The following is a 25,868-nucleotide window of genomic DNA, read 5'->3' as shown; positions in this document are numbered from 1 at the left end:
GCCCCGGCGTACGCAGGGGTGAGGCGCAAGCCCCGGACCGACCTCGTCGGCCCGGGGCGACTGCCATTTCAAATCCAGAATCTCTCATCGCAACATGACTATTCCGCTCACCGCCTCCTTACGGAAATTCAGTCTGCCGCTCCGCATCCTTGCCGCCATCCTCGGCGGCTGGGCGTTCTCCTGGAGTTTTGTGGCCTGCAGTACGACAGTTCTGGTGGGGTTGGGCATGCCATTTCACGATGCCGAAACAGCCTCGCTGATGCTGGGCCTGCTGGCCTTCCTCACGGTTTTCCTGTGGGCTTTTGCCACCCGCAGCGCGCTGCGCGTAGCGACGGCTTTGCCGGTTGGCGCGCTGCTATTCCATGTCGTGGCTCTGCTGCTGCAGCGCCAGATCCTGTCCTGGGGACTTTGATGTTCGCAAACTTCCGCCAATCCATGGCCTGGTTGCACACCTGGTTCGGCCTCGTACTGGGTTATGTGCTGATGAGCTGTTTCTTCTTCGGCGCACTGTCGGTATTTGATCGCGAGATCGACCGCTGGGCGCTGCCCGAAACACGTTTCGCGCCGCAACCGATGCCTTCGTTCGACAAGGTCCTCGCGCCGGCATTCGCACGGCTTGAGGCGGACCCAGCCGACTACGCGCTGAACATGCCCGCCATGCATGATCCTGCCAAGGGTCCGCAGACCCCGCGCCTGTCACTTCCTGCTGACGAATACTGGGCCTACACCACCCACCGCGATCCGGTGCTGGCCATCGGCGCAGGCTTTCGCGTGCCACTGGCCAAGGATCCAGACGGGCACAACCACATCCACGGCAACGCCACCATCGACCCGCGCAGCGGCGCAGCAGTGCCTTCGGACCAGCTCAAGATCGGCAGCCAGTGGTTCTATCCCATGCACTACAGCCTGAACTGGCAGTGGCGGAACATGGGCATCTTCATCGTCGGTCTGGCAGGTCTGGTCATGCTCGCCGCGCTCGTGACCGGCGTGATCATGCATCGCAAATTCTTCCGTGAATTCTTCACCTTCCGCCCCGCCAAGCAGACCCAGCGCAGCCTGCTCGATCTGCACAACCTCACGGGCGTCGTCGCCCTGCCCTTCCATTTCTTCTTCGCCTTCACGGGTTTGCTGATCTTTGCCGGCTTCTACTATTTCCCGGTCTCGCAGTTCCAGCTCAAACCCCTGCATGACCAGCATGAAATCATCGAGGCGCGCGAGACCGGCTTGCCGCATGCGCGCGCCGGCATCCCGGCACCGCTGGCCTCCGTCGACGCCATGATGGCGGAGGCCAGGCGCCGCTGGGCCGCGCGCGACATGGCTGGCGAGGTCGGCTTCCTGCAACTGCAGCACATGGGCGACGCGAATGGCTATGTGAGCATCTACCGTGCTGGCAGTGATCGCGTGGCGCTGGTCGGCGAGGCCATCCACTTCAAGGCCAGCACAGGCGAAGTACTGCGCGAGGAGCCACCACGCGCGCCGGTGCCGGCGCTCAACGAATTCCTCGCCGGTCTGCACCTGCAGCACTTCGAACACTGGCTGCTGCGCTGGCTCTACGTGCTGGGCGGCCTGCTCGGCTGCGTGTGCATTGCCACGGGTTTCATCTTCTTCGTCGAGAAACGCAAGCAGCAACATGCAAGGTCCGGCCTGCAGGGAGCCCGTGTGGTCGACGCCCTGGCTGTCGGCTGCGTCACCGGCATGATCATCGCTGCCATCGGCATCCTGGTAGCCAACCGTCTGCTGCCGGCAGGGCTGACGGACAAGGGCGCCTGGGAGCAGCAGATTTTCTGGGGCCTGTGGGCACTCAGCTTCGTGCATGCCGCGCTGCGTGGCGCCCCCGTAGCACAGGCACGCATCAACCCGGCCTGGCGCGAGCAGTGCTGGACCATTGCCGCGCTGGCGCTGGCAGCTGTCGCACTGAACGCCATCACCACGGGTGATCACCTGCTGAAAACACTGTTCCTTGATCCGTACCTGGCAGTGGCCGGCGTGGATCTGAGTCTGCTGGTCTGTGCCGGGCTGGCCATCGCAGCCGCTCTCAAACTCGCCCGACGCGAACGTCATCCGGTGGCCATGGGCGCAGCAGACCCGGTGGAGGTGGCCAATGCCTGAAAGCCTGTGGCTTATCATCGCCGCCGTCCTGAGCCTGACCGGCATGACCTGGCTGGCGCTGGCAATGCACTGGGATCAGGTCATGCCGCGTCCTGCAAGCCGGGCCGATGCGCCACGGCGGACGCTGCGTGGCTTCGGCACTGTCATGCTGGCGGCGTCGGCCGTCGCCAGCATGCTGGCAGACCGGCCCTCGATGGCAGTGCTGGTGTGGTTCATGCTGCTCGCCGCCAGTGCCCTGACGGTAGCCCTTGCTCTGGCCTGGCGCCCCGCCCTGTTGCGCGTACTCTGCCCGCTGCGTGCTCACTGAGCCCGGCAGAATCCAAAGCACCCGCTCCGCAGCCGGATTTCACTCGTTCACGCGCATGTGCTGAAGAGCCGCTCCTGGCGCGGCTCTTCAGCATGCATCCTTGCAACGCCACGCACGACGGGCGTTTTCAGGCATCATTGTCGCAACCCCGCTCCCCACGCCCGACATGCACTGCCGTCCCCGTTGCGCCGCCTGCTGCATCGCGCCTTCGATCTCCAGCCCGATCCCCGGCATGCCTGATGGCAAACCGGCTGGCGTGCGCTGCATCCAGCTCGACGAGAACGATGCCTGCCAGATTTTCGGCTCGCCGGAACGCCCGGCGGTATGCGGCAGCCTGCAGCCGTCTGAAGAAATGTGCGGCGACTCGCGCGAGCAGGCGCTGCGCTGGCTGGGCCACCTGGAAAGGGAAACGCGCTGAGCCCGCTACGGGCTGTCATGCCGCGCCTCGTATAATCCCCGCCATCCACTCCCCACTTTCCGCTTCCCATGGATCTCCTGCTTCTGCTCAAGGCCGCACTCCTCGGCATCATCGAAGGTCTGACCGAATTCCTGCCGATTTCCTCGACCGGACATCTGATCCTCGGCAGTGCGCTGCTGGACTTCACTGGCGAGCGCGCCAAGCTGTTCCTGATCGTCATCCAGTCCGCCGCGATCCTCGCCGTGGTGTGGGAATACCGTCAGCGCCTGAGCCTGGCCTGCATGCAGGGAACCCGGGAAGGCATCGCCGCGCTCGCCCTCAGCGGCAAGTTCGGCAAGCGTCTGCTGCAGCCAGGCCGCTCGCGCAGTGAAGTGTTCCAGCAATGGCAGCGCCTCTTCGGCGCTTTCATGCAGCAGGCAGCCTCCTTGCGCCTGCTGCTCAACGTCGCCATCGCCTTCATACCGCTGGCCGCACTGGGGCTGGTCTTCGGCAAGTGGCTCAAGCTGCATCTGTTCAACGCCCCGGTGGTCGCCACCACCTTCATCGTGGGCGGCCTGATCATCCTGTGGGCCGAACGCAAGAGTCACCATGAGCGCGTCGCCACGGTCGAATCAATGAACTGGCTGGATGGCCTCAAGGTCGGCATCGCCCAGGCGTTTGCTCTGATCCCCGGCACCTCGCGCAGCGGCGCGACGATCATCGGCGGCATGCTTTTCGGCCTGTCACGCAAAGCCGCCACCGAATTCACCTTCTTCCTCGCCATCCCGACCCTGGGCATCGCCTCACTGTACGAGCTGTACAAGGAGCGCGCGCTGCTCTCGATGGACGACATCGGCATGTGGACCGTCGGCATGCTCGCCTCCTTCGTCTCCGCCTTCTTCGTGGTGCGCTGGCTGATCCGTTTCGTCTCCACCCACAGCTTCAAGGTCTTCGCCTGGTACCGCATCGCGTTCGGGCTGATCGTACTGCTGACCTGGCAGCTGGGCTGGGTGCATTGGGTGGAGATGTAAAGCATGCTCCTCTACCTCCACGGCTTCCGCTCCGGCCCGCAATCGCAGAAGGTGCAGGCACTCGCCGCGCGCATGGCGCAGCGCGGGCTGAGTGACCGGATGTGGTGCGCACAACTCTCGCCCGTGCCGTTTGAAGTCATCGCCCAGGTCGAGGCGCAGATCGCCGCATGTGCCACGCCCCCTGCATTGGCGGGCAGCTCGCTGGGCGGTTTTTATGTGACCCATCTGGCCGAGAAGCACGGGCTGCGCGCAGTGGTGATCAATCCCTTCGTGCCGCATGCAGCCTTCGACCCGACCCTGTTCCTCGGCGAGCACGAGATGCTCTACACGCCGCAGCGGTTCACGTTCAACGCCGAACACGCCGCGCAGATCGCCGCGCTGGATACACCCCTGATCCGCCAGCCGGAAAACTTCTGGCTGCTGGCCGAAGAAGGCGACGAAACCCTCGATTATCGTCATGCCGTCAGGCGCTACGCTGGTAGCCGCCAAACCGTCTTGCCGGGCGGCGACCACGGCTTCACGCGCTGGGAAGACTATCTCGACGAGGTGATCGCCTTCGCCGGACTGAGCCGATGAGCAAGGATCAGGACCGCGGCGGATTCTGGGCCGCTTTCACGGCGTTCTTCATCTGGGGCATCGCCCCGCTGTACTGGAAACTGACACAAGGCGTACCGGCGCTCGAAACCGTGTCGCACCGGGTCGTGTGGTCGCTTCTGCTGCTGGCCCTGATCATGCCGCGCGCCGGCGGCTTCGGCGTGGTGGTCCGGATCTGGCGCGAGCCGCGTCTGGCAGCCCTGCTGTCGCTGACGACTGCACTCACGGCCGTAAACTGGCTGCTCTTCGTGTGGGCTATCGTCAATGGTCATGTACTCGAATCCAGCCTCGGCTACTTCATTGCCCCCCTGCTGAATGTGCTGCTGGCCTCGGTCTTCCTGCGCGAACGCCTGCAGCCCTGGCAATTGCTCGCCGTGGCGCTCGCCTGCACCGGCGTGTTATGGCGCGTGTGGCATCTCGGGGTGGTGCCGTGGATCTCACTGAGTCTGGCGGTGACCTTTTCGGTTTACGGCTTGCTGCGCAAGCAGGCCCCGGTCGGCGCACTGGACGGCCTGTTCATCGAAACCCTGCTCGGCGCGCCCTTTGCATTGGCCTGGCTGGCCTGGCTCGGCTGGCAGGGTAACGCTCACTTCTCCGGGATCGGCATGATGGCGGCCCTGGCCGGCACCGGCGTAATGACCGCCATCCCCCTGTTGCTGTATGCCATCGGCGCACGCCGCCTGCGCTACACCACCCTGGGCTTCATCCAGTACATAGGCCCCAGCCTGCAGTTCGCCCTGGCGGTTTTCGTCTTCCGTGAGACCTTCGATCACGTGGCCCTGATCAGCTTCCTGTTCATCTGGGCCGGGCTGGCAGTCTTCTCGCTGGATGCATTGCGCCGGGCACATGCCTGAAAGCCTTGTTGCACAAGGACCTGCAAAGCACCTCCCCGCAGACCAAGGCGGACATTGGCTGGCAGAACCCCCTTGGTGAAGAATGAGTCTGCACGCGGCTATCCAGACATACCCGTTGCAGCGGCTTGCCGGCCTGCTTCCCCGCTATAATCCCCGGTCGTAAAACCCCGCAGGCCGAATTTGATGAATGTGCTGTTCGAAGAGGACGGGTCTTTCAAGACCGGTACGATCCTCGCTGATAACGATTCCTCCCTGCAGGTGGAAACCGCCACGGGCAAACGCGTGAAGCTCAAGGCCGCCAATGTGCTGCTGCGCTTCAATGCCCCGTCGGCCAGTGAATTGATGCCGCGCGCCGAGGCCGCCACAGCGGAGATGGATACCGAATTCCTGTGGGAAATGTGTGGCGACGATGAGTTCGCTTTCAGCGAATTCGCTGCCGACTATTTCGGCCATGCCGCATCGCCGGTCGAAGCGACTGCCGTGCTGGTGAAGCTCTTCGCCTCGCCGATCCACTTCCATCGCAAGGGCAAGGGCCGTTTCCGCAAGGCACCACCCGAGATTCTTGCCGCCGCACTGGCCGGCGCCGAAAAGAAGCGCCTGCAGCAGGAGCAGGTCGAGCGCATGAAGGGCGAACTGCTCGCTGGTTCCCTGCCCGCCGAATTCGCGCCGATGCTGCAAGCCTTGCTCTACAAACCGGATCGCAACCGTCTGGAAACCAAGGCCTTGGAAGCCGCCACCGACGAGAGCGGTCAGTCTGCGCCGCGCCTGCTGCTCAAGGTCGGCGCGATCAAGTCGACCCACGATCTGCATTTGGGCCGCTTCCTCTTCGAATACTTCCCCGAAGGCACGGCCTTTCCGGAACTGATGGCGCCGGCGCTGCCCGATGATCTGCCGCTGGCACCGGTCGAAGCCTTTTCGATCGACGACGCCAGCACCACCGAAATCGACGACGCCTTCTCGCTCGCGCCACGCGCTGAAGGCGGCTGGACGGTCGGCATCCATATCGCCGCACCCGGTCTGGGCATCCGCCCGGGCTGCCCGGTCGATGCGGTGGCACGCCGCCGCCTGTCCACGGTCTACATGCCCGGCAACAAGATCACCATGCTGCCGGATGAACTCGTCGCCGCCTACACGCTGGGCGAAGGTCAGGCGCGCCCGGCGCTGTCGCTGTACGTCGAGGTCAATCGCGACTTCAGCATCGCTGGCATGACGAGCCGCATCGAGCGCGTGCATGTTTCGGCCAATCTGCGCCACCACGACATCGAACCCGTCTTCAACGAAGAAAGCTTGCAGGGCGACTTGCCCGACGCACCCTACATGGCCGAGCTGAAAACCCTGTGGGAGTTCGCCACAGTGCTGGAAGCCGGGCGTGGCAAGCCCTCGGCCAACCAGAACCAGCTGGACTTCAACTACACCGTCGACTGGTCGCAGGAGACGAAGGACGGCCCCGGGCACATCACCATCGAGCAGCGCCGCCGTGGCTCGCCGCTGGACAAGCTGGTCGCCGAGCTGATGATTCTGGCCAACTCCAGCTGGGGCAAGCTGCTGCACGAAGCCGGCATTCCGGCGATCTACCGCGCCCAAACCGGCGGCCGGGTGCGCATGACCACCGCTGCCGCGCCGCATGACGGCCTCGGCGTCGATTGCTACGCCTGGTCGTCCAGCCCGCTGCGGCGCTACGTCGACCTGTGCAATCAGTGGCAGCTCATTGCTCACCTGCAGGGCGTGGACGCGCCCTTCGCGCCAGGCTCGGCCGAACTCGCCGCGGCGATGAACGACTTTGACGCCACCTACAGCGCCTACAACGAATTCCAGCGCGGCATGGAGCGCTACTGGGCCTTGCGCTGGTTGCGCCAGAGTGGCGAGAAGGAAGCCACTGCCAAGGTGCTGCGCGAGAACATCCTGCGTTGCGAAGCCGTGCCCTTCGTCTTCAAGCTGCACTCCCTGCCGGGTGAGGTGAAGCCGCACGAACGCGTGCAGTTCGCCATCGAGAGCAGCGATCTGGTCGAAATCGAGCTGCGCGGCAAATACCTCGCTACCCTGCCGCCGCTGACCACAGCGGATGACGGGACCGACGGCGAGGAAGAAGAAACCCCGCTCGCGTAGAATCCTCGCGATGTCTGCACCTAACCGCCCACCTCGCGTCCTCAAGCCCACGTCCGCTCAAGCACCTGCCACGCAGGTCGCCAAGAAGCCGCGCGTGCCGGCGGTCGTGCGCGAGATGAAGCGGCGCGAAAGCGAACCGATGCAGCGCGTCCGCCAGTGGATGATCATGCACGCGCTGGTCTTCGGTATCGGATTCTCCGCACTGGCTCATGGCCTGCTGCTGGCTACCCACTTCATCAACCCCGATGGCGGTTTGCGCAAACAGCGCGATCAGGGCCTGCAGGTCGTGCTGGTCAACGCCAAGCACAAGCGCGCGCCCAAGGACGCCCAGGCCCTGGCTCAGGCCAATCTGGACGGAGGTGGCGAGCAGGCTGACCAGAAAAACATGCCGACCTCGCCCCTGCCGCCGCAGGATGCAACACGCGACGGCGATGCGCTGGTCGAAACCCAGCAGAAAGTGCAGCAGCTGGAAACCCTGCAGCGGGAACTGCTGGCGCGCAACAAGGCGACAGAGATCAGTGCTGCCCGCGAGCGTCAGAGCAAGAACGAAGAGCAGCCCGCCGACACGCCGCAACCCAAGGGCGGGCTGGACCTGAGCACCAAAAAAGCCATCGCGCGCCAGGAAGCCGTGGTTGAGAAGAGCGTCAGCGACTACGCTGCACGCCCCAAGAAAGGCTTCATTTCACCACGCACCCGGGAATACAACCTGGCCCAGTACGGCGAGGCTTTCCGCATGAAGCTGGAGCGGGTCGGCGAACTCAACTTCCCGCGTGGCGAACGGGGCTCGCTCTACGGCAGCGTGCTGGTTTCCATCGAGATCCGCCCCGACGGCAGCCTTGCCTCCGTCGACGTGGTGCGCCCGGATCGCAATACCAAGCTCAACGAGGCAGCGCTGCGGATCATCAAGCTCTCGGCACCGTTTGCAGCCTTTCCGCCGGACATCCGCAAAGAGTACGACATCCTGGTGCTGACCCGGACCATGCGCTTCACCACCGACGACATCAGCATCGGACAGTGACCCACTGAGTGATGTCCCCCGCCAGATCACGGCGGGCAGCCACAGTCAGCAAGGGCGGGTTAGCGCAGCGTAACCCGCCGATCAGGATCGTGACCGTCTGTTCCAACGGTGCAGCATTGCCCCGGCCCCGCATAGGCTGGCATGATCCGGCCTTATCGTAACGGTGAAAACATTCATGCGCGCCATCCTCCTTGTCCTATCGGCCAGCTTCTGCGTACGTGCCGATGAACCGGGGGCCAGCCAGAGTACGCCGCCACAGGCCACTGCATCAGCCGCCCAAGGGCTCGATATCAGCAAGGCGAAAGCTATCGCGGGCAATGAGGATGTCATCGAGAAAAATCTTGCTGACTACACGGTATCCCCTCGTAAGGGCATCATTTCGCCGCGGACACGGGAATACCCACTTGCCGCGTACGCTGATTCGACCGTGCAAAAGATCGCGCGGGTTGGTGATGCCAATTTTCCCAAGGACGATTCGGGGCATTCACTGTATGGCAGCGTGCAAGTAATCTTTGAGATCAGGCCTGACGGCAGCCTCCAGTCCGCCGAGCTGTCCCGCTCCACCGCCGACGCCAGACTCAACGAAGCGGCTTTGCGCATCGTGCGCAAAGCCGCGCCCTTCGAACCCTTTTCGCCGGATATCCGCAAGGAATACGACATCCTCGTGCTGGTGCGCACCCTGAACTTCACGCGCGAGGACATCGGGGTCAGCTCGCAATAGGCGCATGCCCTCCACCCGCCACGCCTCCCTCGAACTCCTGCGCAGCGCCGCCGCCCTGGCCGTGGTCGGTGTGCATGCGGCGGCGATGGTGCTGGTCGCCCTGCCCGACGGGCAGGACAGCGCCTGGTGGGCGGCAAACCTGTGGGACAGCTTCTGCCACTGGTGCGTGCCGGTCTTCGTGATGATCAGCGGAGCCGTATTGCTGAGCGGCCCGGCGGATCAGCCGGCAGCGGAATTCTACCGACGCCGCGCCCTGCGCCTGTGGCGGCCGACCGTTTTCTGGACGCTGCTCTACCTCGCGCTGGCAGCCGCCACGGCCCCGCAATGGAGCCTCCTCCGGGCCGCTGGCAGTCTCCTGCGCGGCACGCCCTGGTATCACCTGTGGTATCTGTACATGCTGCCGGGTCTGTATCTGCTGACCCCTTTCCTGCGCCGCCTGATCGCCCGCAGCAACGACACCGAGCTGCGCGGGCTGACCATTGCCTGCTGCGCGCTCGCCGCCGTGGGCACTGCTACACCGTCCACCAGTGCCACTTTCCTGACCAGTTTCCTGCCCTTCACCGGCTATTTCCTGCTCGGCCATCTGCTCTTCACGCACCCTACGCAACCGCGCTCGCCAGGCCTGCTGGTGCTGATGCTTGTGGCGGGCAGCGGCGTCGCGCTCGGCGCCGGTTTGCTGCGCCCCTGGCTGGGACCACGCGCCATCGAACTGATGTACGCCTACCCGAATCCGCTGATCCTGCTGATGGGCGTGTGCATGTTCCTGCTCGGCCTGCGCCGCCATGCCGGCTTCATCACGCACCTGGCCGCAGGCTGCGTGAGGCTGGCGCCGCTATCCTTCGGCATCTACCTGATCCATCCATTGTGGCTGCTGGCACTCGCACGGATCGGCATCAACGGTTTCCTGTGGCACCCGGCCGTCGGCATCCCGCTCACGACGCTGGCCGCTTTCGCACTGTCGGCACTGTCCACCGCACTGCTGCTGCGCATCCCCTTCATTCGCCAGACGGTGCGCTGATGCCAACCATCCTGTCACATGCCGCTGTGCCACTCGCCCTCGGCCTTGGTCTGGGCAAGGAACTGATTCCGCGCCGGGTAATGTGGGCCGGGGTGGCGCTGTCGATCCTGCCGGATCTGGATGTGCTCGCCTTCCGGCTCGGCATACCCTATGCGAACGCGCTTGGACACCGGGGTTTCAGCCATGCCCTGCTGACAGCCTTTGCTGTCGCGGCTCTCATGGCACGCCTGCTGGAGAAGCCCGCTACGCGCCGCTTTACAGGCACATGGCTGTTTCTTTTCATTGCCATGGCTTCACATGGTCTGCTCGACACGCTGACCACTGGTGGCCTGGGCATCGCCCTGCTGTGGCCGAAGAGCGAGCACCGCTTCTTTGCGCCCTGGCAAGTCATCCGTGTCTCGCCGCTGAGCCTGCAGCGCTTCATGGACGGGCGCGGGCTGGCGGTGCTGTATTCGGAATTGTTGTGGATCTGGCTGCCGGGTCTGGCTGTCGCCAGCGCACTCTGGTCCGGCCGACAACTCTGGCACATCGCCTCCCGGCGCTGCATGCGGCACACCATCCCGCCTGAACCGGCGTCGGTTGACATGAATTCGGCCGAGCGCTGAACAAACCGCCGGGTTTTTGCATCAGAAAACAAATTTCACACAAACTCATTCAAGTCGCCCCTAAACCTGTCGATACCTACCCTTTCGGGCCAGGCAGCAAGCCAGAAGACTCGCCAACCCATTTCCGGTTTTCTGACTACTCGGGGGTTGATCGATATGAATTTGAGCATCACGCAACGACTTCTTGTCATGAGCGCAGCATCCATGCTGTCACTGCTGCTGGTCTCGGCAGCAGGTTATTTTGCCGCACGCGCGCCCCAGCAAAGTCTGACCGACTTCCAGACCAACATCCGCCCCAGTCTGGCCCTGCTCAATGAAGTCGAACGTGACTTCCTGGCGATTCGTCGCATGGCTGCGGTACACGTGCTGGACCTCTACGACGAGCGCAAGAAAGCCGACGAAGCGAACATCCGGGCTACGAACGAACGGATCGAGGCGAATCTCGAGCGCTATGCCAAAGAGATGCAGGTCGATGCACAGGACAAAATCCTGCTGGAAGACGAACGCCAGCAGATTCGTGCCTATGCGCAGGTCACCGAGCAGGTCATGCAGCTGTCGCGCGACTTCGACACCGATGCTGCGCGTGATCTCTTCACCGGCAAGGGCGTGGAGCTGGGCACCAAGGTCAGCGCAGCGATCAAGGCGCACCGGGAATACAACGACAAGCTCGCCGACGAATCCCAGCTGGCGGCGGCCAGAAAGGCCAGCCTGTTGCTGGAGATCGCCTGGGCAGTGAGTCTGCTCGCCATGGCCGTGACCGGCCTGCTCGCCTTCCTGCTGATTCGCAGCGTGCGCCGCTCCTTGCACGAGGTGCAGGAGGCGGTCGAACATATCGAAACCCGGCTGGACTTCACGCGTCGCATCCGGGTCCTGCAGCAGGATGAGCTGGGCGCTACGGCAGGCGCAGTCAACCGCCTGATCGAACGCATGCAGGGCAGCCTGCAGACCATCGCGAACGGCGCCCATTCACTCGCCGCCTCCGCCAGTCAGATGGCGAGTGCCGCGAGCCATGTAGCAACGGGCTCGCAGCAACAAAGCGCAGCCGCCTCCGACATGGCCGCAACCGTCGAGGAAATGACGGTCAGCATCAACCACGTGGCCGATCGCGCCCAGGAAGCCAATACCCTGTCCAGCCATTCCGGTCTTCTGGCCGCGAACGGTGAACAGGTGATCGGCCAGACCGTGTGCGACATCAATGACATCGCCGGCTCCGTTCACGAAGCCGCCGGGCGCATTCACGAACTGGAGCGCCACAGCGGCGAGATCGCCAGCGTGGTGGCCGTAATCAAGGAAGTCGCCGACCAGACCAACCTGCTGGCGCTGAATGCCGCCATCGAAGCCGCGCGGGCCGGCGAGCAGGGGCGTGGTTTTGCCGTGGTGGCCGACGAGGTACGCAAGCTCGCCGAGCGCACGGCCAATTCGACGCGGGAAATCGAGGGCACCATCAACACCATGCGCACCAGCGCCAGCGGTGCTGTCGATTGCATGCAGGAGGCAGTACGCCGCGTCAGCACGGGCGTCTCCGGTGCGCAGGAAGCCAACCAGGCCATCCAGCAGATCCGGGCGGGCAGTCACGGTGCCGTGCAGATGGTCGAAGAAATCGCCAGCGCCATCCGCGAGCAGGGTTCCGCCACCAACTCCATTGCGGCACAGGTCGAGAAGATTGCCCAGATGTCGGAGGAAAGCAGCGCTTCGGCAGAAGAAAGCGCCAGTGTTGCGCAACAGCTCGACCATCTTGCCAAGGAGATGCACGGCATCGTGTCGGCTTACCAACTCTAGAGCGTCATTTCGTGCACGCGCAACCCCTCGCCTGCTGTGAACACGCCCTGGTGCCTACTCGCGCTTGACGCGAATGCCTTCCCTGCGCTCCAGCTGATCGAAGAAATCACCGAGGCGCCGGCCAGGCTGATCCGGGAACAGCGCATCCAGCGCGTCGAGCTGCTGGATGCGGTCAACACGGAAATGGCGGAAGTCCCCGCGCAGATCGCACCAGCCGATCAGGGTCCAGGCGCGGCCCCAGAAGAACAGTCCGAGCGGCCACAGAATACGCTCGGAGGGCGTCTTGTCCTCGCGTACGTAATCGATGCGCACCATGCGCCGCTCGCGAACAGCGACCCGCAAGGGCTGCAGCCAGGGCAGGCGCTCCTGCCCGCCGGGCGGGATGAACAGGCGCGCCAGCTGGGCTTCGCGCTTGAGTGGCTCGGGCAGCACATTATGAATCTTGGCCAGCGCCGCGCCGGCTGCCGCCGCCAGTTCCCCATCGCCCCAGGCCTGCACCATGCGCGAGCCGACCAGCAGCGCCTCCAGCTCCTCCGGGTTGAAGAGCAGCGGCGGCACGTCCAGCCGGTAGCGCAAACGGTAGCCCACGCCAGCCTCGCCCTCGATCGGCACGCCGGACAGCGTCAGGTCATGAATGTCGCGGTACAGCGTGCGCAATGACACCTGCAACTGCTCGGCAAGCCACGCACCCGTCGCATGGCGGCGGGCGCGGAGCAGTTCGACGAGACGGAAGAGGCGGTCAGCGCGGCGCATGGGTTTGTGCGAAGCAATCACGAAGCCCGCACATTATTCCATTTACAGATCAAATCACCCCAGCGAGTGCAGGCCGATCACATTGCCTTCGCTATCGAAAAAGAGCGCGAAGTAACCGATCTCCGGGCTGATCAGGGTCTTGGGCACGACGATGCTGCCGCCTGCCGCTTCAACGCGCGCCAGCACTTCGCCCAGATCCTTGCCGCCATTCAGGTAGACGCGGGTGCCATCCTTGTGCGGGCGCGCCTCGGCCATTTCGATGAGGCAACCACCCACCGCCTGGCCTTCATGCGGCCAGATCGCCATGCGACTGTCCGGCCCGCAGGCTTCCTGCTTGAGCTGGACGGCGAAGATCGTTTCGTAGAAACGGCGGGCGCGGTCGAAATTGGCGACGGGGATTTCAAACCAGTTGATGACATTCATGTCGGACTCCTTGTTGCGGTTGAGGAGCCGTCATGTTGCGGGGGGGCTGCTGACAGCGTGGTGTCAGCAGACCCCAAGCCATCACTTCAGCAGACTGAGCCGTACCGGCCCGGCAGCAAGCGTCACCACCACGCCGCCATCGGCGTCTTGCTGCCAGCCTTGTGCGCCCGTCACGCTGCTGACGGCAAAGCCCGGCCGCAATTGCAGCGTCAGCGGCTCGCGCAGGCTGGCCACAATGTTGAGCCCATTGGCATTGCGCACACCTTCCAGACTCACCGGCATACTGGCCTTCAGGCTGAGCGGACCGCTCAGCCCGGTTGCCTCAACCAGTGTAAAACGCAGGGTATCGCTTTGTGTCGCGAAGCTGGCCGCCATGCCGGCCAGCGCCCAGCCGCCCGCCTCGGCCCGTTTCTCCGCTTCGCGCGCCATGAGCACGACTTCCTCACCCCCCTGCCCGGCGAGCCTCATGGCATGGCCCTTCGCGGCAGGCATGCTCGCAGACGCAGGCGCAGCGCCGCTCTCCGGGGATGCCTTCCACGGATACAGCAGGGTCAGAAATTCCTGCTGCGGCGCGGCGGCTTTCGTTTCGGCCGTCACATGCCATTCGTTCGGCATCTTCGTCCGATAGCTCTCGATCACCGGCGGCTCAAAGGCATCGGTCTGGCGGAAAACCAGCGCAGCGGGCGCAGGCTGCAGGAAGCGCACGGCAAGCCGGGCGTCTTTCTGCTGCAGCGTGATCTCGGCTCGCTCCGGAGCCAGTTGCATCTCGCTGCGAGCATGCAGTTGCCACTGAAAAGCGACCGGTTCGGATGCCGCCACTTCATCGAGCATCACGAAGTAGCGGCGGCCGACAAAGAAGACATGCCGCAGCGCGCGCGTAGCATGTGGCGCATAGGCGCGCGTGGCATCCCCCGTGGCGAAGCTGTAGCTCGCGCCATCGGCAAAGCGCGTGATCGCGCCACTGGCGCTGGCATCCTTGATGCGCTGACCCTCGCCACCGAAGAGAATGGCGCTCTTGGATTTGGTCTGGCGGCTCCAGCCAACGTGATGCGGGCTGTCATAGAACTCCCGGTAGCCGGAGTTGATCGCCAGCGGCTGGCCGAAGGCATTGAGCACGAAACTGTTCTGATCCGCGAAACCATGCGAGGCCGAGCCCTGCGGGCTGGAGCGGAAGCCCAGCATGATGTCATTCGCCGCATCGCCCAGCGCGGAGTGCATCGTCACCACGCCAATGTCGTCAAAGTAGCGGCTCTGCGGCAGCTCGGCGAGCCTCACCTCCGGCAGCTTGGCCTGCGCCGTGCGGAAGCGCTGCAGAATCGCGTCGATGCCATCGTAGCTGTAGTAATTGAAGCTGGTCGGCGGCTTCTGCCGCAGCGCCCTGGCATAGGCCAGCGGATAGGGATCGGCATTGAGCACCGCGAATTTTTCCATCATCAGCGCCATGCTGCCGGAGGGCGCGTTGATGTTGCTGAGATCGCCAAAGAACGAGGCGGGATACGGCATCTGGCTATACACGCCGAAGTAGGGCGTGTTGCGCCAGAAGGGTTTCTGCAAGGGCTCGTTGAAGCCCAGCAGCGCCATGCCTTCGAGGAAGCGCTGATGCTGGCTGATCCCGGTGTTCCAGTAGTTCAGCCCCTCCGCCCAGCCCCCCGCCGAGCCACCCCACACCGGAAACTGACGCAGGTAATACTCATAGCTCCAGGCCAGCCAGCCGGGCGCCTCTTTCGTTTCGTGAAACAGCGCCAGACCGCCCTGCCCCAGCGTGGAGATGAAACGCATCGGGTGACTCAGGCCATTGTCCGGAACTGCCGCGCGACTCAGGCTGAATTTTGGCTGCACCTGCGCCGCCAGAATTTCCATGCGGGCAATCAGCGCCTTGGAAACCGTCGCCCGCTCCTCCGGCGTGAGCGCGGCATACGCCCAGTCATACGCAAAGATCATCGGCCGCAGGGACTGGATGAAAAGCTCGTCGTTGGTGCGATAGGTGTCGCGCGTGATATTCCAGCTCGCCAGATGCAGCAGCCAGCGCGCCGCCTCGCGGCCATACGCGGGGTCTTCAGTAAGCAGCCAGGCCAACGCGTAACGCTGCGCCCAGGCGGCGGTTTCGTTCGCCGCCTTGTAGCCCGCTTCCCACTGTTTCGCACCTTCCGGCGTGCCGTTCTTCGCGGCTTTCGGCTCGGGGATCAGGGCACGATTGTCCAGCGGCGGCAGGGCCAGTTTCGCCAGCGTGGCACCCTCCGCTTGCGCCGGCAGGGTCTTGATGAATTCACGCAAGGCGGGCAGGTCAGCCGGGCGGATCAGCAGGCGTGGATGCGCGTCGGCCAATTGTTGCTGGAACTGCTTTGCGCGCGCGGCGACCAGTTCGCCATCACTCTGCGCCCAGCACAGGGCAGGCAGGATCACCAACAGCACAGGCAGGAAAATTCTCATGATGGGCACACCGCAGCGGAAAGCTGGATTATCGGCAGGAGGCGGATTTCCTGCATGCAAATCGCTCATTCCGATGGCAGCCGGAAAGCCGCATCGGGCGGGCCTCTGCGGCATGTCTGCCTGAAAACCAGCGCCGGACGCGGCGCCTCGCCGGGCCTCGGACGGCCTTCGCGAGCGCGCCTTCCGGCTTACGGCCTTTTGACGTCATTCCGGCGAAGGCCGGAATCCAGTGCTCCGGGCCCCTGCCTGGATCCCGGCCTTCGCCGGGATGACGCCAATGAAGGGAGTTAACGCCTAACTTGATGGCATCGACCTTACAAGGCTGGATTTAATTCGAGCCTGGCCCCTTTAACTGCGACCAGCGGCCCTGATCAGGCCTTTAGCCTGCATGCCGGGCAAACCTGTACACACGCCACTCATTCCGGGCAGTACGGCGCAGCGTGACTCCGAGAAGACAGGCCCCCGAGAACTCGACCTGGATCTGCGGCATTTCTACGTCCCTCCCCATCACGAGGCGACGCAGCCGGTTTCCATTCGATTGAAAGGGAGAGGTGGAGACCAGACGATCAACCTTGCATAGTTCCCGCGCAGAGATTGCCTGAAGCGCTTCCGGACTATCTCCGACGTAGCCCTGTTTGACACTTAGCTCAAAGGCCTGCGAAAAATGGCTTTCTTCGAGCATTTTCAGAAAACTGCTGGCGACCTGCACAGCTTCTTCCGGGGAATGCTCGGACTTGACCCACCCCAAAAATACGCCTGACAGCAGGATGCACATTGCTGTGCCAATGAATACGGATCTCTTGGGGCGCATGCGACTCCAGACCTTCAGCACGTGTAGGAGGGGTGTAGGTTGGTGCCGAGCAAAGCGAAGCCCAAGACCTTCCCTGTACGTTACACCATCACCCGAAGGTGTTGGGCTTCGTAGACTCAGTCCAAGCTGCCGCCCAGGATTTAATTCGAGCCAGGCCCCTTTAACGCAAAAAGCATCCTTCGCCGTAGAGATAAAACGCCGAGCGAGGATGAACATGGGTTCCGCGTGCGCGGTGCGCACCCTACAAGGCTAAAAAGATCGTTGCCCTAGAATTTCACCCGTCTCAGTAACGAAATAAACAATCTTCTTTAAATCAAATGGAATTGCGTCTTCTGTGGCAAATATTTCGCTGGGCGAGCTAATTGTTGCTGACAATACTAGCGGACGCCCCTCTATTATTTCTGGGCTTATTAATCGTCCAACAAACAACATGGAAATTTTTGATTGCGCAAGGCTTTTTGCTTTCTCTAGCTGAACAGGGATGTTGTCAGTGAATGAATGTTTGTTCGGTAGGTATTTGTATTTTGTAAAGTGTTCTTTGAAAACAGAACTGTCTCTATTGATTGCGACAGACAGCCAATGAGAACGTGTTCTTCGGACCGTCACAGATGCACCGTAAGCGTTGCTTGCTTCGTAGGAGTCATTCTCGTGAATAGCGGTGGTGATACGGCAGGTCACCGCGTTTCCATATTTTGAAGTTGAGTAAGTTTCTGTGCAATTCAACCCCCCAGTTTCTTCTAAAATATAGGCTTGTGAATCAGCATCATATTTTTTGCTGTAGTTGTCAGTTATCTTAAAGGCATATAAATCGGCTGTATTGATTGGAGAAAATATCGCACTCTTGTCTTCCGTTCGCAGGAAAAACTCTTCTGATGTTTCAAACTCTCCCTTTTTTAATCTACTTAGTTTTGATTTGAGCATTTCAAAGAATTTGATCGCATCGAGTCCAGGGTAGCGGGGAGGGAGTCGATCCACGCTTTCATCAAAGGCTGTTGGCTCCCAAGGCTTGGTCGTCTTTGTTTCTGGCTTGGTTGTTGCGGCAGCAGTGGGAGCAGCCCTTTTTGGTTGTTTCTCAGCCAGAGCTTTTGATGCAAAGCACGGTGTCACGTATGACACCAAACTGAACAGTGCAACTACAGTTAGTGTTCTTAAACGCATCATGTTCCTTCGAGGATTTTGTATTGAAAACAACCGTTGTGGCCGATTGCAGTCGCCAGAGAACCCCAATCCGCACGCCGCCATCATAACAACAGCATCGTAATCCTGTCGCCCCGGCAGGGCGATCCGCTTTGCCGGCTTGCGCAACCGCCTCGCCCGGGAGGCGGCGCTGCTATGATTCGCCGCAGTTTCCTGCCTTCGAAAGCGCGCATGTTCCTGTCACGATTCTTCCGTTGCCTCTCCTTGTGTTGCCTTGGCGGGATGGCGATGCATGCCGGCGCCAATGGCGGCGTGTGGGATACCCCGCATCGCGCGGCAGGCAATCTGTTGCAGCCCTCAGCGCGCCTCGCCTTGTTGCGTGAAGAGCTCGATATCAGCCTGCGCGCCGACAGCCATGCGGTCAGCGTGCGCTATGTGACGCGCGACCGTGGCGCACGCGCCGGCCAGAAGACCTATCTGTACTTTCCGGTGGTCTGCCATGCCCTGTCGGCGCAAGACGAGAAACCCGCCGACTGCGTGCGGAATTTCCGGATCGAGATCAATGGTCAGGCCGCAACCAGCCAGCTTGTTTCTCCACGCGAACTTGCCGGCAACGCCGCACTGCGCGCGCAGGCCCGGCGACTGAATGCACGGGTGCGCCAGGGCGAGGACGTCGAGCAGGAGTCGCCCGATGAAAACGTGTTTTTCCGGGCGGAGATTCCCGCCACGCTGGCTGTCGAAACGCTGACGCTGCATTACGAGGCGGATTACCGCCAGCAAAGCGCGGGCACCAGCAAGAGCCCGGGGGATCACCACGGCCCGGCCCGCATGGTGTATGACTTCTCGCCCGCCGCGGCGTGGGCCGCGCCCGACATGCGCGATCTGGTGATCCGGGTCGATGCCAGCGGACTGCAGGGGCCACTACAGTTCGATGCCCGTCGCTGGCCCTTTGCCTTCACCGGCGAGCGCGCGCAACTCACGCTGCAGAAGCCGGATCTGGCCCGCCTGCCGGTGCTGGTGCTGCGCACCGACAACGCCGGCTATCGCAACTACACAAGCTTCATGGACACCCTGCAACGCGGGCAGAGCCGCTATCAGGTGCTGCTCTGGGCGGGCCAGCCGGCGGCGGCGGGGCAGAACATCGCCGCACTGACGGATCGCAATCCGGAGACCTTCTGGTGCTGGCGCGGGCCTTCGGTACAGCTTCTGGCACGTCTGCAACGTGAAGTCATCACGCCCGATACACAGATCCCGAAACTGTTTAACCAGGGCCGCCTGGCCGGCATCGGGCTGCTCAATGGCGCTGTCGTTGATCAGGCGCATTTCACGCAGTACGGACTGGCCCGGAAAATCCACCTGCGCTCGCGCGAGGCTGGGGCTGAGGCTGCGGGGCAGGATGCGCAGCCCGAAAACCGCAGCGTTCTGCCGCCCGACAACCTGAGCGTACTGCCCCTGCAGGCCATGCGCAGCCCGCGTGACCGCTTCCGCACACATGCCCTGCTCGAAATCTGGCCCGCTAACATTCCCGGGCTCGACGAAGCACTTGAATCCGCGCAAGCGGCCAGAAAGTACCGCAGCGGCATCGCATTCGATGAGGTACTGATCGAGATTCAGGGCGTTCATGCGCGCAAGGGTTCGGATGAAAACTGCATTTCTGAGATCTATCCGGTCTATCTGTTTTAGCGCGGCGATGAGCGCCGTCAGCGGCGCCTGCCTTGCGGCCGGCGAGCGACCCGCCGCACACGCCATGAAAACGCTGCGAAACGTGCCGTACCGCCTCTATGCACGCCAGCCGGACACGGCAGCCGGCACGGGCCTGAATTGCTTTACGGCGGTGATCGAGGCCTTGCGCAAGGCGGGCCGCAGTTGCCCGGACATGAACATCCATCAGGGCCTCGCCTTCTGGTGGCCACGCGCGCAGCGCCTGCAACTCGGCCAGACGCCAATTGCCGGGCAGGATGTCCTGCTGCTGACCCGATCCCATTTCATGCTGCTGCGTGCGGACCGGAACGCCAACCAGCGTATCGATGCCGACGATCTGATCGCGCACGCCTATTACCGCCGCGTCGAGATCAACACGATCAATGACTGGTTGCACGAGGCCGGCCCGCAAAACCTGCGCTATCTGCCGGTGGATGACAGCTTCCTCTGCCCGTCGGCCTCGGCCCTGCGCCAGCTCAAACGCAGCCGCTCCGGCTAGCCGGCAACCCGTGTGGGCACGCTCGCCCGTTTCAGGATCGGCAACAATACCGGCTTCGCCGGCCAGACTGCTGACAAAGCCAAAATACCGTTCGTGTTGAGCGTAGCGAAGCGAAGTCGAAACACCCGCACACAAAGAAATCAGTGACTTGCGCCGCCTTCGACTTCGCGCATTCGCGCTACGCTCAGGCCGAACGGGGTTTATCAATGAACTGACCGGCTTCGCCGGCCCAACCCATTTTCCGGAGCTGATCATGACATCGCTGCGCCTGCTTCCTCTCGTCGCCCTCTTCTTCGCTGCCGGCCTCGCCCACGCACAAGACGCCTCGCGCATCGCCCGCGTCACCCTGTATCCGGGTGCGGCAACCGTCGAACGCGTCGCCCGCGTGGCCGCTGGCGCCACAAAGCTGGAGCTGGCCGGCCTGCCTGCGAGCTTTGATGCGCGCACCATCCGGGTGGAGGCCGACACCGGCATCCGCCTCGGCGAATTCACCGTGCAGGATGTGGCCAGCACCGAAGCGGTCAATCCGCGCCAGGCCGAGCTGGAGGCGAAGATCGAGGCGCTGGGAGACCAGCTGGCTCAGCTGGATATCGAACGCCAGTCCGCCGAACTCGTCACGGCCTATCTGAAGGAACTCGGCACGCCGGCCGAAAACGGCAAGGCCGCAGGGCCCGAAGGGCGCAACCTCAGCGTCACGCTGGACGCCATCCGCCAAGGCGGCAGCGACGCCTTCAGCCGCATCCAGAAAGTTGCCCTGCAGAAGCGGGCGCTGGAAAAGCAGCAGGCTGCCCTGCAACGCGAGCTCGCGAAAATCAGCGACCGCAACCGCGATTCGCGCAAACTCAATCTGAGCCTCGCCGCCGAACGCAGCGGCGATATCCGCATCAGCTATCAGCTCAACGGCCCGGGCTGGCAGCCGGTGTATCGCGCCACGCTGGATTCGGCCAGCGCCAATGTCGAGATCGAACGCCAAGCCCTGATCGCGCAGAACAGCGGCGAGGACTGGAGCAACGTCGCCCTGCGTCTATCCACCGGCCAGCCGCGCAGCGCGCCGCAAGGCCAGGCACCGCGCCCCTGGAACATCTCGATCCGCGAGCCGCAGCCAGTCGTCGCCTATGCCGCCAAACCGATGGCCATGCCAGCTGCCGCACCCGCGCCACTGGCACGCCGCAACAGTGAAGAGGCGCTGTTCAACGTCACCGAACTGCAGGGTGCCTTCGCCACCGAATTCGACGTGCCCGCGCGCATCTCACTGCCCTCGGACGGGCGCAAGGTCACCGTGTCACTGGCCCGCCAGAGCCTGCCGATGAAGCTGCGTGTGCAGGTGGTGCCGCGGCAGGACCCGACCGCCTTCCTCGTCGCCGCCGGTGAGCGCCCGCAAGGTGTGTGGCTGCCGGGCGACGTGCAGCTGTATCGCGACGGCGCCTACATTGGCGCCACGCGCTGGAACGCGCAGGAGGGGGACAAACTGGAACTGCCCTTCGGCCGCGACGATCTGGTGCGGGTCACCGTGAATCAGGGCAAGCAGATGAACAGCAGCAGCGGCTTCATCGAGCAGCGCCGCGAACGCCAGATCGCCAGCGAATATGTCGTGAGCAACCAGCACCGCCAGCCGGTCGAACTTCTGCTGCTAGAGCCCTCGCCAGTCAGCAACAACGAGCAGCTCAAGGTTGAAAGCCGCTTCACGCCGCAACCGGCAAAACAGGATTGGGACAGCAAGCCCGGCGTGGTGGCCTGGGAGCAAACGCTGCCGGCGGGCAGCACGCAGAAATTCGGCGTGGATTACCGCATCACCTGGCCCAAGGATGCGCTGGTAAGCGGCTTCTGACGGGCATCTTCAGCACACCCGCCCGGAGAAGTCCGCCCAGCGCGGCTCTCCAGGCAGGCGTGGCGCTCAGGCCCGCGCCTGGCCGGCTGCGGGCTGATCCTTGCGCGGGATGTCCTGCCGCGCCGGCTGCGCCGCCTTGCGCCGCTCGGCGCTGACCAGCCAGATGCCGACGCACACGAGGCACAGGGCGACCGCATTTTTCGCCACCAGCACCTCTTCGCCGAGGAAGATGGCGGACAGGGCGACGCCGAACACCGGTACGAGGAAATTGAAGATGCTCACGCGCCCCACCGGGTTGTATTTGAGCAGCGCGCTCCAGATGCCGAAGGCCAGAGCCGACAGCACGGCCATGTAAGCCATCAGCCCGACACTGGCCGGGGTGAAGCCTTGCAGGGCTCCGCCGCCAAGAAGGCCGAGCACCGTCAGGACCACGCCGCCAATGCCCATCTGCCACGCGGTCATGACGACCGCGTTGAGGCGCTGCGACAGACGCTTGCCGTAGATGGAGGCGGCGGAAAGAAGGAACGCCGCCAGCACGATGGAGCCCTCGCCAGCCCAAGTGAAATCCGGCTCGAACAGGCTGGGGCCGTAGTTGGCCGCGGCCACGCCGGCAAAGCCGATCAGGCAGCCCAGCGCACGGCGGCCGCTGATGCGGTCGTTGTGATAGATGAAATGCGCCAGCAGCACCGAGAAGAAGGTGCCGGTGGCGTTCATGATCGAGCTTTTGCTGCCGGTGGCATTGGCCAGCCCGATGTAGAAGAACACATACTGCAACGCGGTCTGGCTCAGGCCGAGGCCGACGACGCCGGCGAAATGCTCGCGTTCGAGTCGCACCTGCCAGCCGATGACCCAGGCGCCAGCAAGAAGCAAGGACCCGGCGGCAATGAAGCGCACGCCGGCAAAGACCATCTGGCTGGCCACGTCACTGGAGACGATGTGAAACAGCGCGTAGCCCTGCTTGATCGCCGGATAGGCGCTGCCCCACAGCAGGCCGCAGAAACTGGCGAGCACGAAGAGGACGAGGGGACGAGCCAGGAAGGGGGTCTGTGCAGTGGGGGTCATGCGGATTCCGGAAAAAAAGCAGGATGGGAGTGCTGGGTACACTCCCACCCTCGGATGTCCGTCGCCAGATCGGCCTGGGAGCCGCGCGCTCCGGCAACGGAAAGTCAAACGCAGAGTGCCGGACGATGCGTGGGCCCGACGCTCAAACATAGTGTGGCTGGCGCGTTCCATCTTATCAATTGCATTAGTATTGCTATATTGATAAGTAAATTCATATCAATCTGAATCCATGGATTTCCGCCACTTCCGCTATTTCGTGACTGTTGCCGAAGAATTGCACGTCGCCCGTGCCGCGGCGCAGCTGGGCATGGCGCAGCCAGCGCTGAGCCAGCACATCCGCGCGCTGGAGGATCGCCTCGGCGTGCAGCTGTTCCTGCGCGCCAACCGCCGCATCAGCCTGACCGAAGCCGGCGAAGCCTTTCTCGCCGAGGCGCGCGAGGCCCTGCGCCACGCGGAGCTGGCTACCAACGCGGCGCAGCGGGCCGCCCGGGGAGAAAGTGGCAACGTGGTCGTCGGCTATGTCAGCAGCGCGCTGGCCGAGCCGGCTTTTGTAGCCGCACTCGCCGCCTTCCGCAGCAGCCATCCGGAAGTCGTGATCGAGATGCGCATGCGCCTGGTGGCCGTGCACATCGAAGCCCTGCGCGCGCAGGCGGTAGACCTCACGGTCACCCGCGGCCCCATGCCAGACATCCCGGAGGGTTACGAGTCTTTCGTCCTGGCGCATCAGCCCATCGTCGTCGCCGTGCCGCAGGCGCACGCGCTGAGCGCCGCGTCAGCGATCGCCCTGCCGGAATTGAGTGAAGACACGTTTCTGCAGCCCGAAGATCCGCCGGGCACGGGTCTGGCCGATACGGTGAGCCGCCTGTGCGCGGCCGCGCGTTTTGTTCCCCGGCGCAGCATGGTCGTGAATGAAATGGCCTCGGTTGTCGGGCTGGTCGCGGCCGGACTGGGCGTGGCACTGCTGCCGGCGTCGGCCACCTACATGCAGATTCCCGGCGTGGTGTATCGACCCCTGCAGGATGGCACGGCCACCTCCGACCTGCTGGTGATACACCGCCGCTTCGAGCGCTCGCCCGCCGTGCGCGCCCTGCTCACCCGTCTGCGCGCCGACGCCATAGACCTGCCATAAACCTCTGCCTGTAAAGCCGCTTCCGGCAAGCCTCTTCAGGCAGGCATCGCGCTCAGCAAGGCAGGGCGCGACTCTTCAGCATGGTAAACCGGAGAAGACCGCCACATGCGGGTCTTCAGAATGGGGGCGCAATGGATTCTGCGTAGTCGTAAAGCGCGCCGAGAATCGCCTCGCCGCGCTCGTCGGCCGTCTCGGAGAGCGTGTCGATCTGCTCGAAGAAAGCCGCCAGCGAGCGGGCACCACCGGCGCCTTCGTGCAGGCAGGCCACACGGTGGGCTTCCCAGCGCTCCAACTCGGCCTCGGTCAGACTGGCCGGGAAATTGCGCGCGCGATAGCGGAAGAGGACTTCTTCGAGGCGTGCATCCTGAAAACTCACGTGCTCCCGCGCCAGCGCTTCCGGCGCGAGGCTGCGCAACTGATTCAGGGTGCGCCGATCGGTATTGCCGACGAAACCGCCGTAGAGGTCTTCATCAACATCCGCCGCCGCTTCATCCGCCGGGCGCTTGAACACGGCGGCCCACTTGCCCGTCAGCGCCGGCAAGCCCCGTGCAATGTCGGCATGCGCCATGGCCTGCGGCAGGTCGATATTCCAGCGCGCAATCACCTCGGGGCTGAGGATCTTGAGATTGCTGACCACGATCGGCGACTTGTTGATGTGGATGGTCTTCACCGGCAGACGGCTGACGCCTTCGGGCAGATCGGCCGCCTTGGTGAACATCCGCGTGCGGATTTCCTCGGCCGACAGGCCGGCGAGCTCGGCCGGATCGAAAGCCAGATCCCACACGATGATTTCGTTCTTGTTCGTCGGGTGCTGCGCCAGCGGCCAGACAATCGCCATGCAACCGCGCTCCGGGCCGAACATGCCGGAGATGTGCAGCAGCGGCTTGGGGTTGATCAGGTCGATTTCCTTGAGCACCGCATCCTTCTTGCGCAGGGCCAGACAGAAATCCCACAGCCTTGGCTGCTTCGATTTGATCAGGCGGGCCAGCGCGATGGTGGCATGCACGTCGGACAGCGCGTCGTGCGCCGCCTCGTGGGTCAGGCCGTTGGCCTTGGTCAGGTGTTCGAGCTTGAAGGACGGGCGCCCGTCCTCGTGCTTCGGCCATTCGATGCCTTCGGGCCGCAGCGCCCAGGTGGTGCGCACCACGTCGAGCAGGTCCCAGCGGCCGCAGTCGTTCTGCCACTCGCGCGCATACGGATCAATCAGGTTGCGCCAGAACATGAAGCGCGTGACTTCGTCATCGAAGCGGATGGTGTTGTAGCCCAGACCCACGGTGCCGGGCTCGCCCAGCTCACGCTCGATCGCAGCGGCGAATTGATGCTCGGGCAGGCCCTGGGCCACACAGGTCTGCGGCAGGATGCCGGTGAGCAGGCAGGATTCCGGGTCCGGCAGATAATCCGGCGCCGGCTGGCAGTAGATCATCAGCGGCTTGCCGATCTCGTTCAGCTCCGCATCGGTGCGGATGCCGGCGAACTGGGCCGGACGGTCGCGCCGCGTCGAGATGCCGAAGGTTTCGTAGTCGTGCCAGTAAAAGGTGTTGGGCATGGCGCTGCGC

24 protein-coding genes are annotated in these 25,868 nt (G+C 63.6%); 17 read left to right on the top strand and 7 right to left on the bottom strand.

Going from position 1 to position 25,868, the window contains the following annotated elements:
* The first annotated feature begins 94 nt into the window (after positions 1–94).
* The 13 genes from Q9Q94_RS07020 (at position 95) to Q9Q94_RS06960 (ending at position 12,539) form a co-directional block, all read left to right on the top strand.
* The gene (locus Q9Q94_RS07020) at positions 95–412 is read left to right on the top strand and encodes an iron uptake protein (protein WP_305979312.1); all 318 of its coding nucleotides are present in this window, start codon (positions 95–97) and stop codon (positions 410–412) included.
* Entirely contained in the window at positions 412–2,109 is a 1,698-nt protein-coding gene (locus Q9Q94_RS07015; protein WP_305979311.1) for a PepSY domain-containing protein, read from the top strand. The genes Q9Q94_RS07020 and Q9Q94_RS07015 overlap by 1 nt, the downstream gene beginning before the upstream one ends.
* Positions 2,102–2,416: a DUF3325 domain-containing protein gene (locus Q9Q94_RS07010; protein WP_305979310.1), complete on the top strand. Its 315-nt coding sequence runs from the start codon at positions 2,102–2,104 to the stop codon at positions 2,414–2,416. Before Q9Q94_RS07015 ends, Q9Q94_RS07010 begins: the two co-directional genes overlap by 8 nt.
* A 166-nt stretch (positions 2,417–2,582) precedes the next feature.
* Positions 2,583–2,834, top strand: a complete 252-nt coding sequence (locus tag Q9Q94_RS07005) for a YkgJ family cysteine cluster protein (protein ID WP_305979309.1) — start codon at positions 2,583–2,585, stop codon at positions 2,832–2,834.
* Between the two features lie 68 nt (positions 2,835–2,902).
* Positions 2,903–3,844 (top strand): undecaprenyl-diphosphate phosphatase, encoded by a 942-nt coding sequence (locus Q9Q94_RS07000; protein WP_305979308.1) that lies wholly within the window; start codon positions 2,903–2,905, stop codon positions 3,842–3,844.
* Between the two features lie 3 nt (positions 3,845–3,847).
* Entirely contained in the window at positions 3,848–4,420 is a 573-nt protein-coding gene (locus tag Q9Q94_RS06995) for a YqiA/YcfP family alpha/beta fold hydrolase (protein WP_305979307.1), read from the top strand.
* Positions 4,417–5,292, top strand: coding sequence for an EamA family transporter RarD (gene rarD, locus Q9Q94_RS06990; RefSeq protein ID WP_305979306.1), 876 nt, complete (start codon positions 4,417–4,419; stop codon positions 5,290–5,292). The genes Q9Q94_RS06995 and rarD overlap by 4 nt, the downstream gene beginning before the upstream one ends.
* Positions 5,293–5,475: 183 nt before the next feature.
* Positions 5,476–7,398 carry a ribonuclease catalytic domain-containing protein gene (locus Q9Q94_RS06985; RefSeq protein WP_305979305.1) on the top strand — a complete coding sequence of 641 codons (1,923 nt, stop codon included), beginning with the start codon at positions 5,476–5,478 and terminating at the stop codon, positions 7,396–7,398.
* A 10-nt stretch (positions 7,399–7,408) separates the two neighbouring features.
* Positions 7,409–8,416: an energy transducer TonB gene (locus Q9Q94_RS06980; protein ID WP_305979304.1), complete on the top strand. Its 1,008-nt coding sequence runs from the start codon at positions 7,409–7,411 to the stop codon at positions 8,414–8,416.
* Between the two features lie 175 nt (positions 8,417–8,591).
* Positions 8,592–9,137, top strand: a complete 546-nt coding sequence (locus Q9Q94_RS06975; RefSeq protein ID WP_305979303.1) for a TonB family protein — start codon at positions 8,592–8,594, stop codon at positions 9,135–9,137.
* A gap of 4 nt (positions 9,138–9,141) precedes the next feature.
* A complete protein-coding gene (locus Q9Q94_RS06970; protein ID WP_305979302.1) occupies positions 9,142–10,155 on the top strand; it encodes an acyltransferase in 1,014 nt (337 codons plus the stop codon).
* The gene (locus tag Q9Q94_RS06965) at positions 10,155–10,760 is read left to right on the top strand and encodes a metal-dependent hydrolase (protein WP_305979301.1); all 606 of its coding nucleotides are present in this window, start codon (positions 10,155–10,157) and stop codon (positions 10,758–10,760) included. Before Q9Q94_RS06970 ends, Q9Q94_RS06965 begins: the two co-directional genes overlap by 1 nt.
* 156 nt (positions 10,761–10,916) lie before the next feature.
* Positions 10,917–12,539, top strand: coding sequence for a methyl-accepting chemotaxis protein (locus tag Q9Q94_RS06960; protein ID WP_305979300.1), 1,623 nt, complete (start codon positions 10,917–10,919; stop codon positions 12,537–12,539).
* Between the two features lie 54 nt (positions 12,540–12,593).
* Here Q9Q94_RS06960 and Q9Q94_RS06955 read toward each other — a convergent pair whose 3' ends face one another.
* The 5 genes from Q9Q94_RS06955 to Q9Q94_RS06935 form a co-directional block, all read right to left on the bottom strand.
* Entirely contained in the window at positions 12,594–13,292 is a 699-nt protein-coding gene (locus Q9Q94_RS06955) for a YafY family protein (RefSeq protein WP_305979299.1), read from the bottom strand.
* A gap of 54 nt (positions 13,293–13,346) precedes the next feature.
* Positions 13,347–13,715, bottom strand: coding sequence for a VOC family protein (locus tag Q9Q94_RS06950; protein WP_305979298.1), 369 nt, complete (start codon positions 13,713–13,715; stop codon positions 13,347–13,349).
* An 81-nt stretch (positions 13,716–13,796) separates the two neighbouring features.
* A complete protein-coding gene (locus tag Q9Q94_RS06945; RefSeq protein ID WP_305979297.1) occupies positions 13,797–16,145 on the bottom strand; it encodes a heparinase II/III family protein in 2,349 nt (782 codons plus the stop codon).
* A gap of 379 nt (positions 16,146–16,524) precedes the next feature.
* Positions 16,525–16,920, bottom strand: a complete 396-nt coding sequence (locus tag Q9Q94_RS06940) for a hypothetical protein (protein WP_305979296.1) — start codon at positions 16,918–16,920, stop codon at positions 16,525–16,527.
* A 285-nt stretch (positions 16,921–17,205) separates the two neighbouring features.
* Positions 17,206–18,117 (bottom strand): hypothetical protein, encoded by a 912-nt coding sequence (locus Q9Q94_RS06935; RefSeq protein WP_305979295.1) that lies wholly within the window; start codon positions 18,115–18,117, stop codon positions 17,206–17,208.
* Between the two features lie 171 nt (positions 18,118–18,288).
* On the opposite strand from Q9Q94_RS06935, the gene Q9Q94_RS06930 reads away from it, so the two are divergent.
* The 3 genes from Q9Q94_RS06930 (at position 18,289) to Q9Q94_RS06920 (ending at position 22,121) form a co-directional block, all read left to right on the top strand.
* Positions 18,289–19,776, top strand: coding sequence for a hypothetical protein (locus tag Q9Q94_RS06930; RefSeq protein ID WP_305979294.1), 1,488 nt, complete (start codon positions 18,289–18,291; stop codon positions 19,774–19,776).
* Between the two features lie 64 nt (positions 19,777–19,840).
* Positions 19,841–20,293: a hypothetical protein gene (locus Q9Q94_RS06925; protein ID WP_305979293.1), complete on the top strand. Its 453-nt coding sequence runs from the start codon at positions 19,841–19,843 to the stop codon at positions 20,291–20,293.
* A gap of 253 nt (positions 20,294–20,546) precedes the next feature.
* Positions 20,547–22,121: a DUF4139 domain-containing protein gene (locus Q9Q94_RS06920; protein WP_305979292.1), complete on the top strand. Its 1,575-nt coding sequence runs from the start codon at positions 20,547–20,549 to the stop codon at positions 22,119–22,121.
* A gap of 66 nt (positions 22,122–22,187) precedes the next feature.
* Here the strand turns inward: Q9Q94_RS06920 and Q9Q94_RS06915 are convergent, their stop codons facing one another.
* Positions 22,188–23,183, bottom strand: a complete 996-nt coding sequence (locus tag Q9Q94_RS06915; protein WP_305979291.1) for a DMT family transporter — start codon at positions 23,181–23,183, stop codon at positions 22,188–22,190.
* Positions 23,184–23,412: 229 nt separating this feature from the next.
* Between Q9Q94_RS06915 and Q9Q94_RS06910 the strand changes: the two genes are divergently transcribed.
* Positions 23,413–24,312 carry a LysR family transcriptional regulator gene (locus Q9Q94_RS06910; RefSeq protein WP_305979290.1) on the top strand — a complete coding sequence of 300 codons (900 nt, stop codon included), beginning with the start codon at positions 23,413–23,415 and terminating at the stop codon, positions 24,310–24,312.
* 115 nt (positions 24,313–24,427) lie between these two features.
* Here Q9Q94_RS06910 and sbcB read toward each other — a convergent pair whose 3' ends face one another.
* Positions 24,428–25,858 carry an exodeoxyribonuclease I gene (gene sbcB / locus Q9Q94_RS06905; protein WP_305979289.1) on the bottom strand — a complete coding sequence of 477 codons (1,431 nt, stop codon included), beginning with the start codon at positions 25,856–25,858 and terminating at the stop codon, positions 24,428–24,430.
* Positions 25,859–25,868: the final 10 nt, after the last annotated feature.

It is taken from the genome of Uliginosibacterium sp. 31-16 (assembly GCF_030730865.1).
Classification (GTDB): Bacteria; Pseudomonadota; Gammaproteobacteria; order Burkholderiales; family Rhodocyclaceae; genus Uliginosibacterium.
The sequence above is the reverse complement of the archived record's forward strand: the minus strand, read 5'-3'. Positions and strand labels throughout refer to the sequence as shown.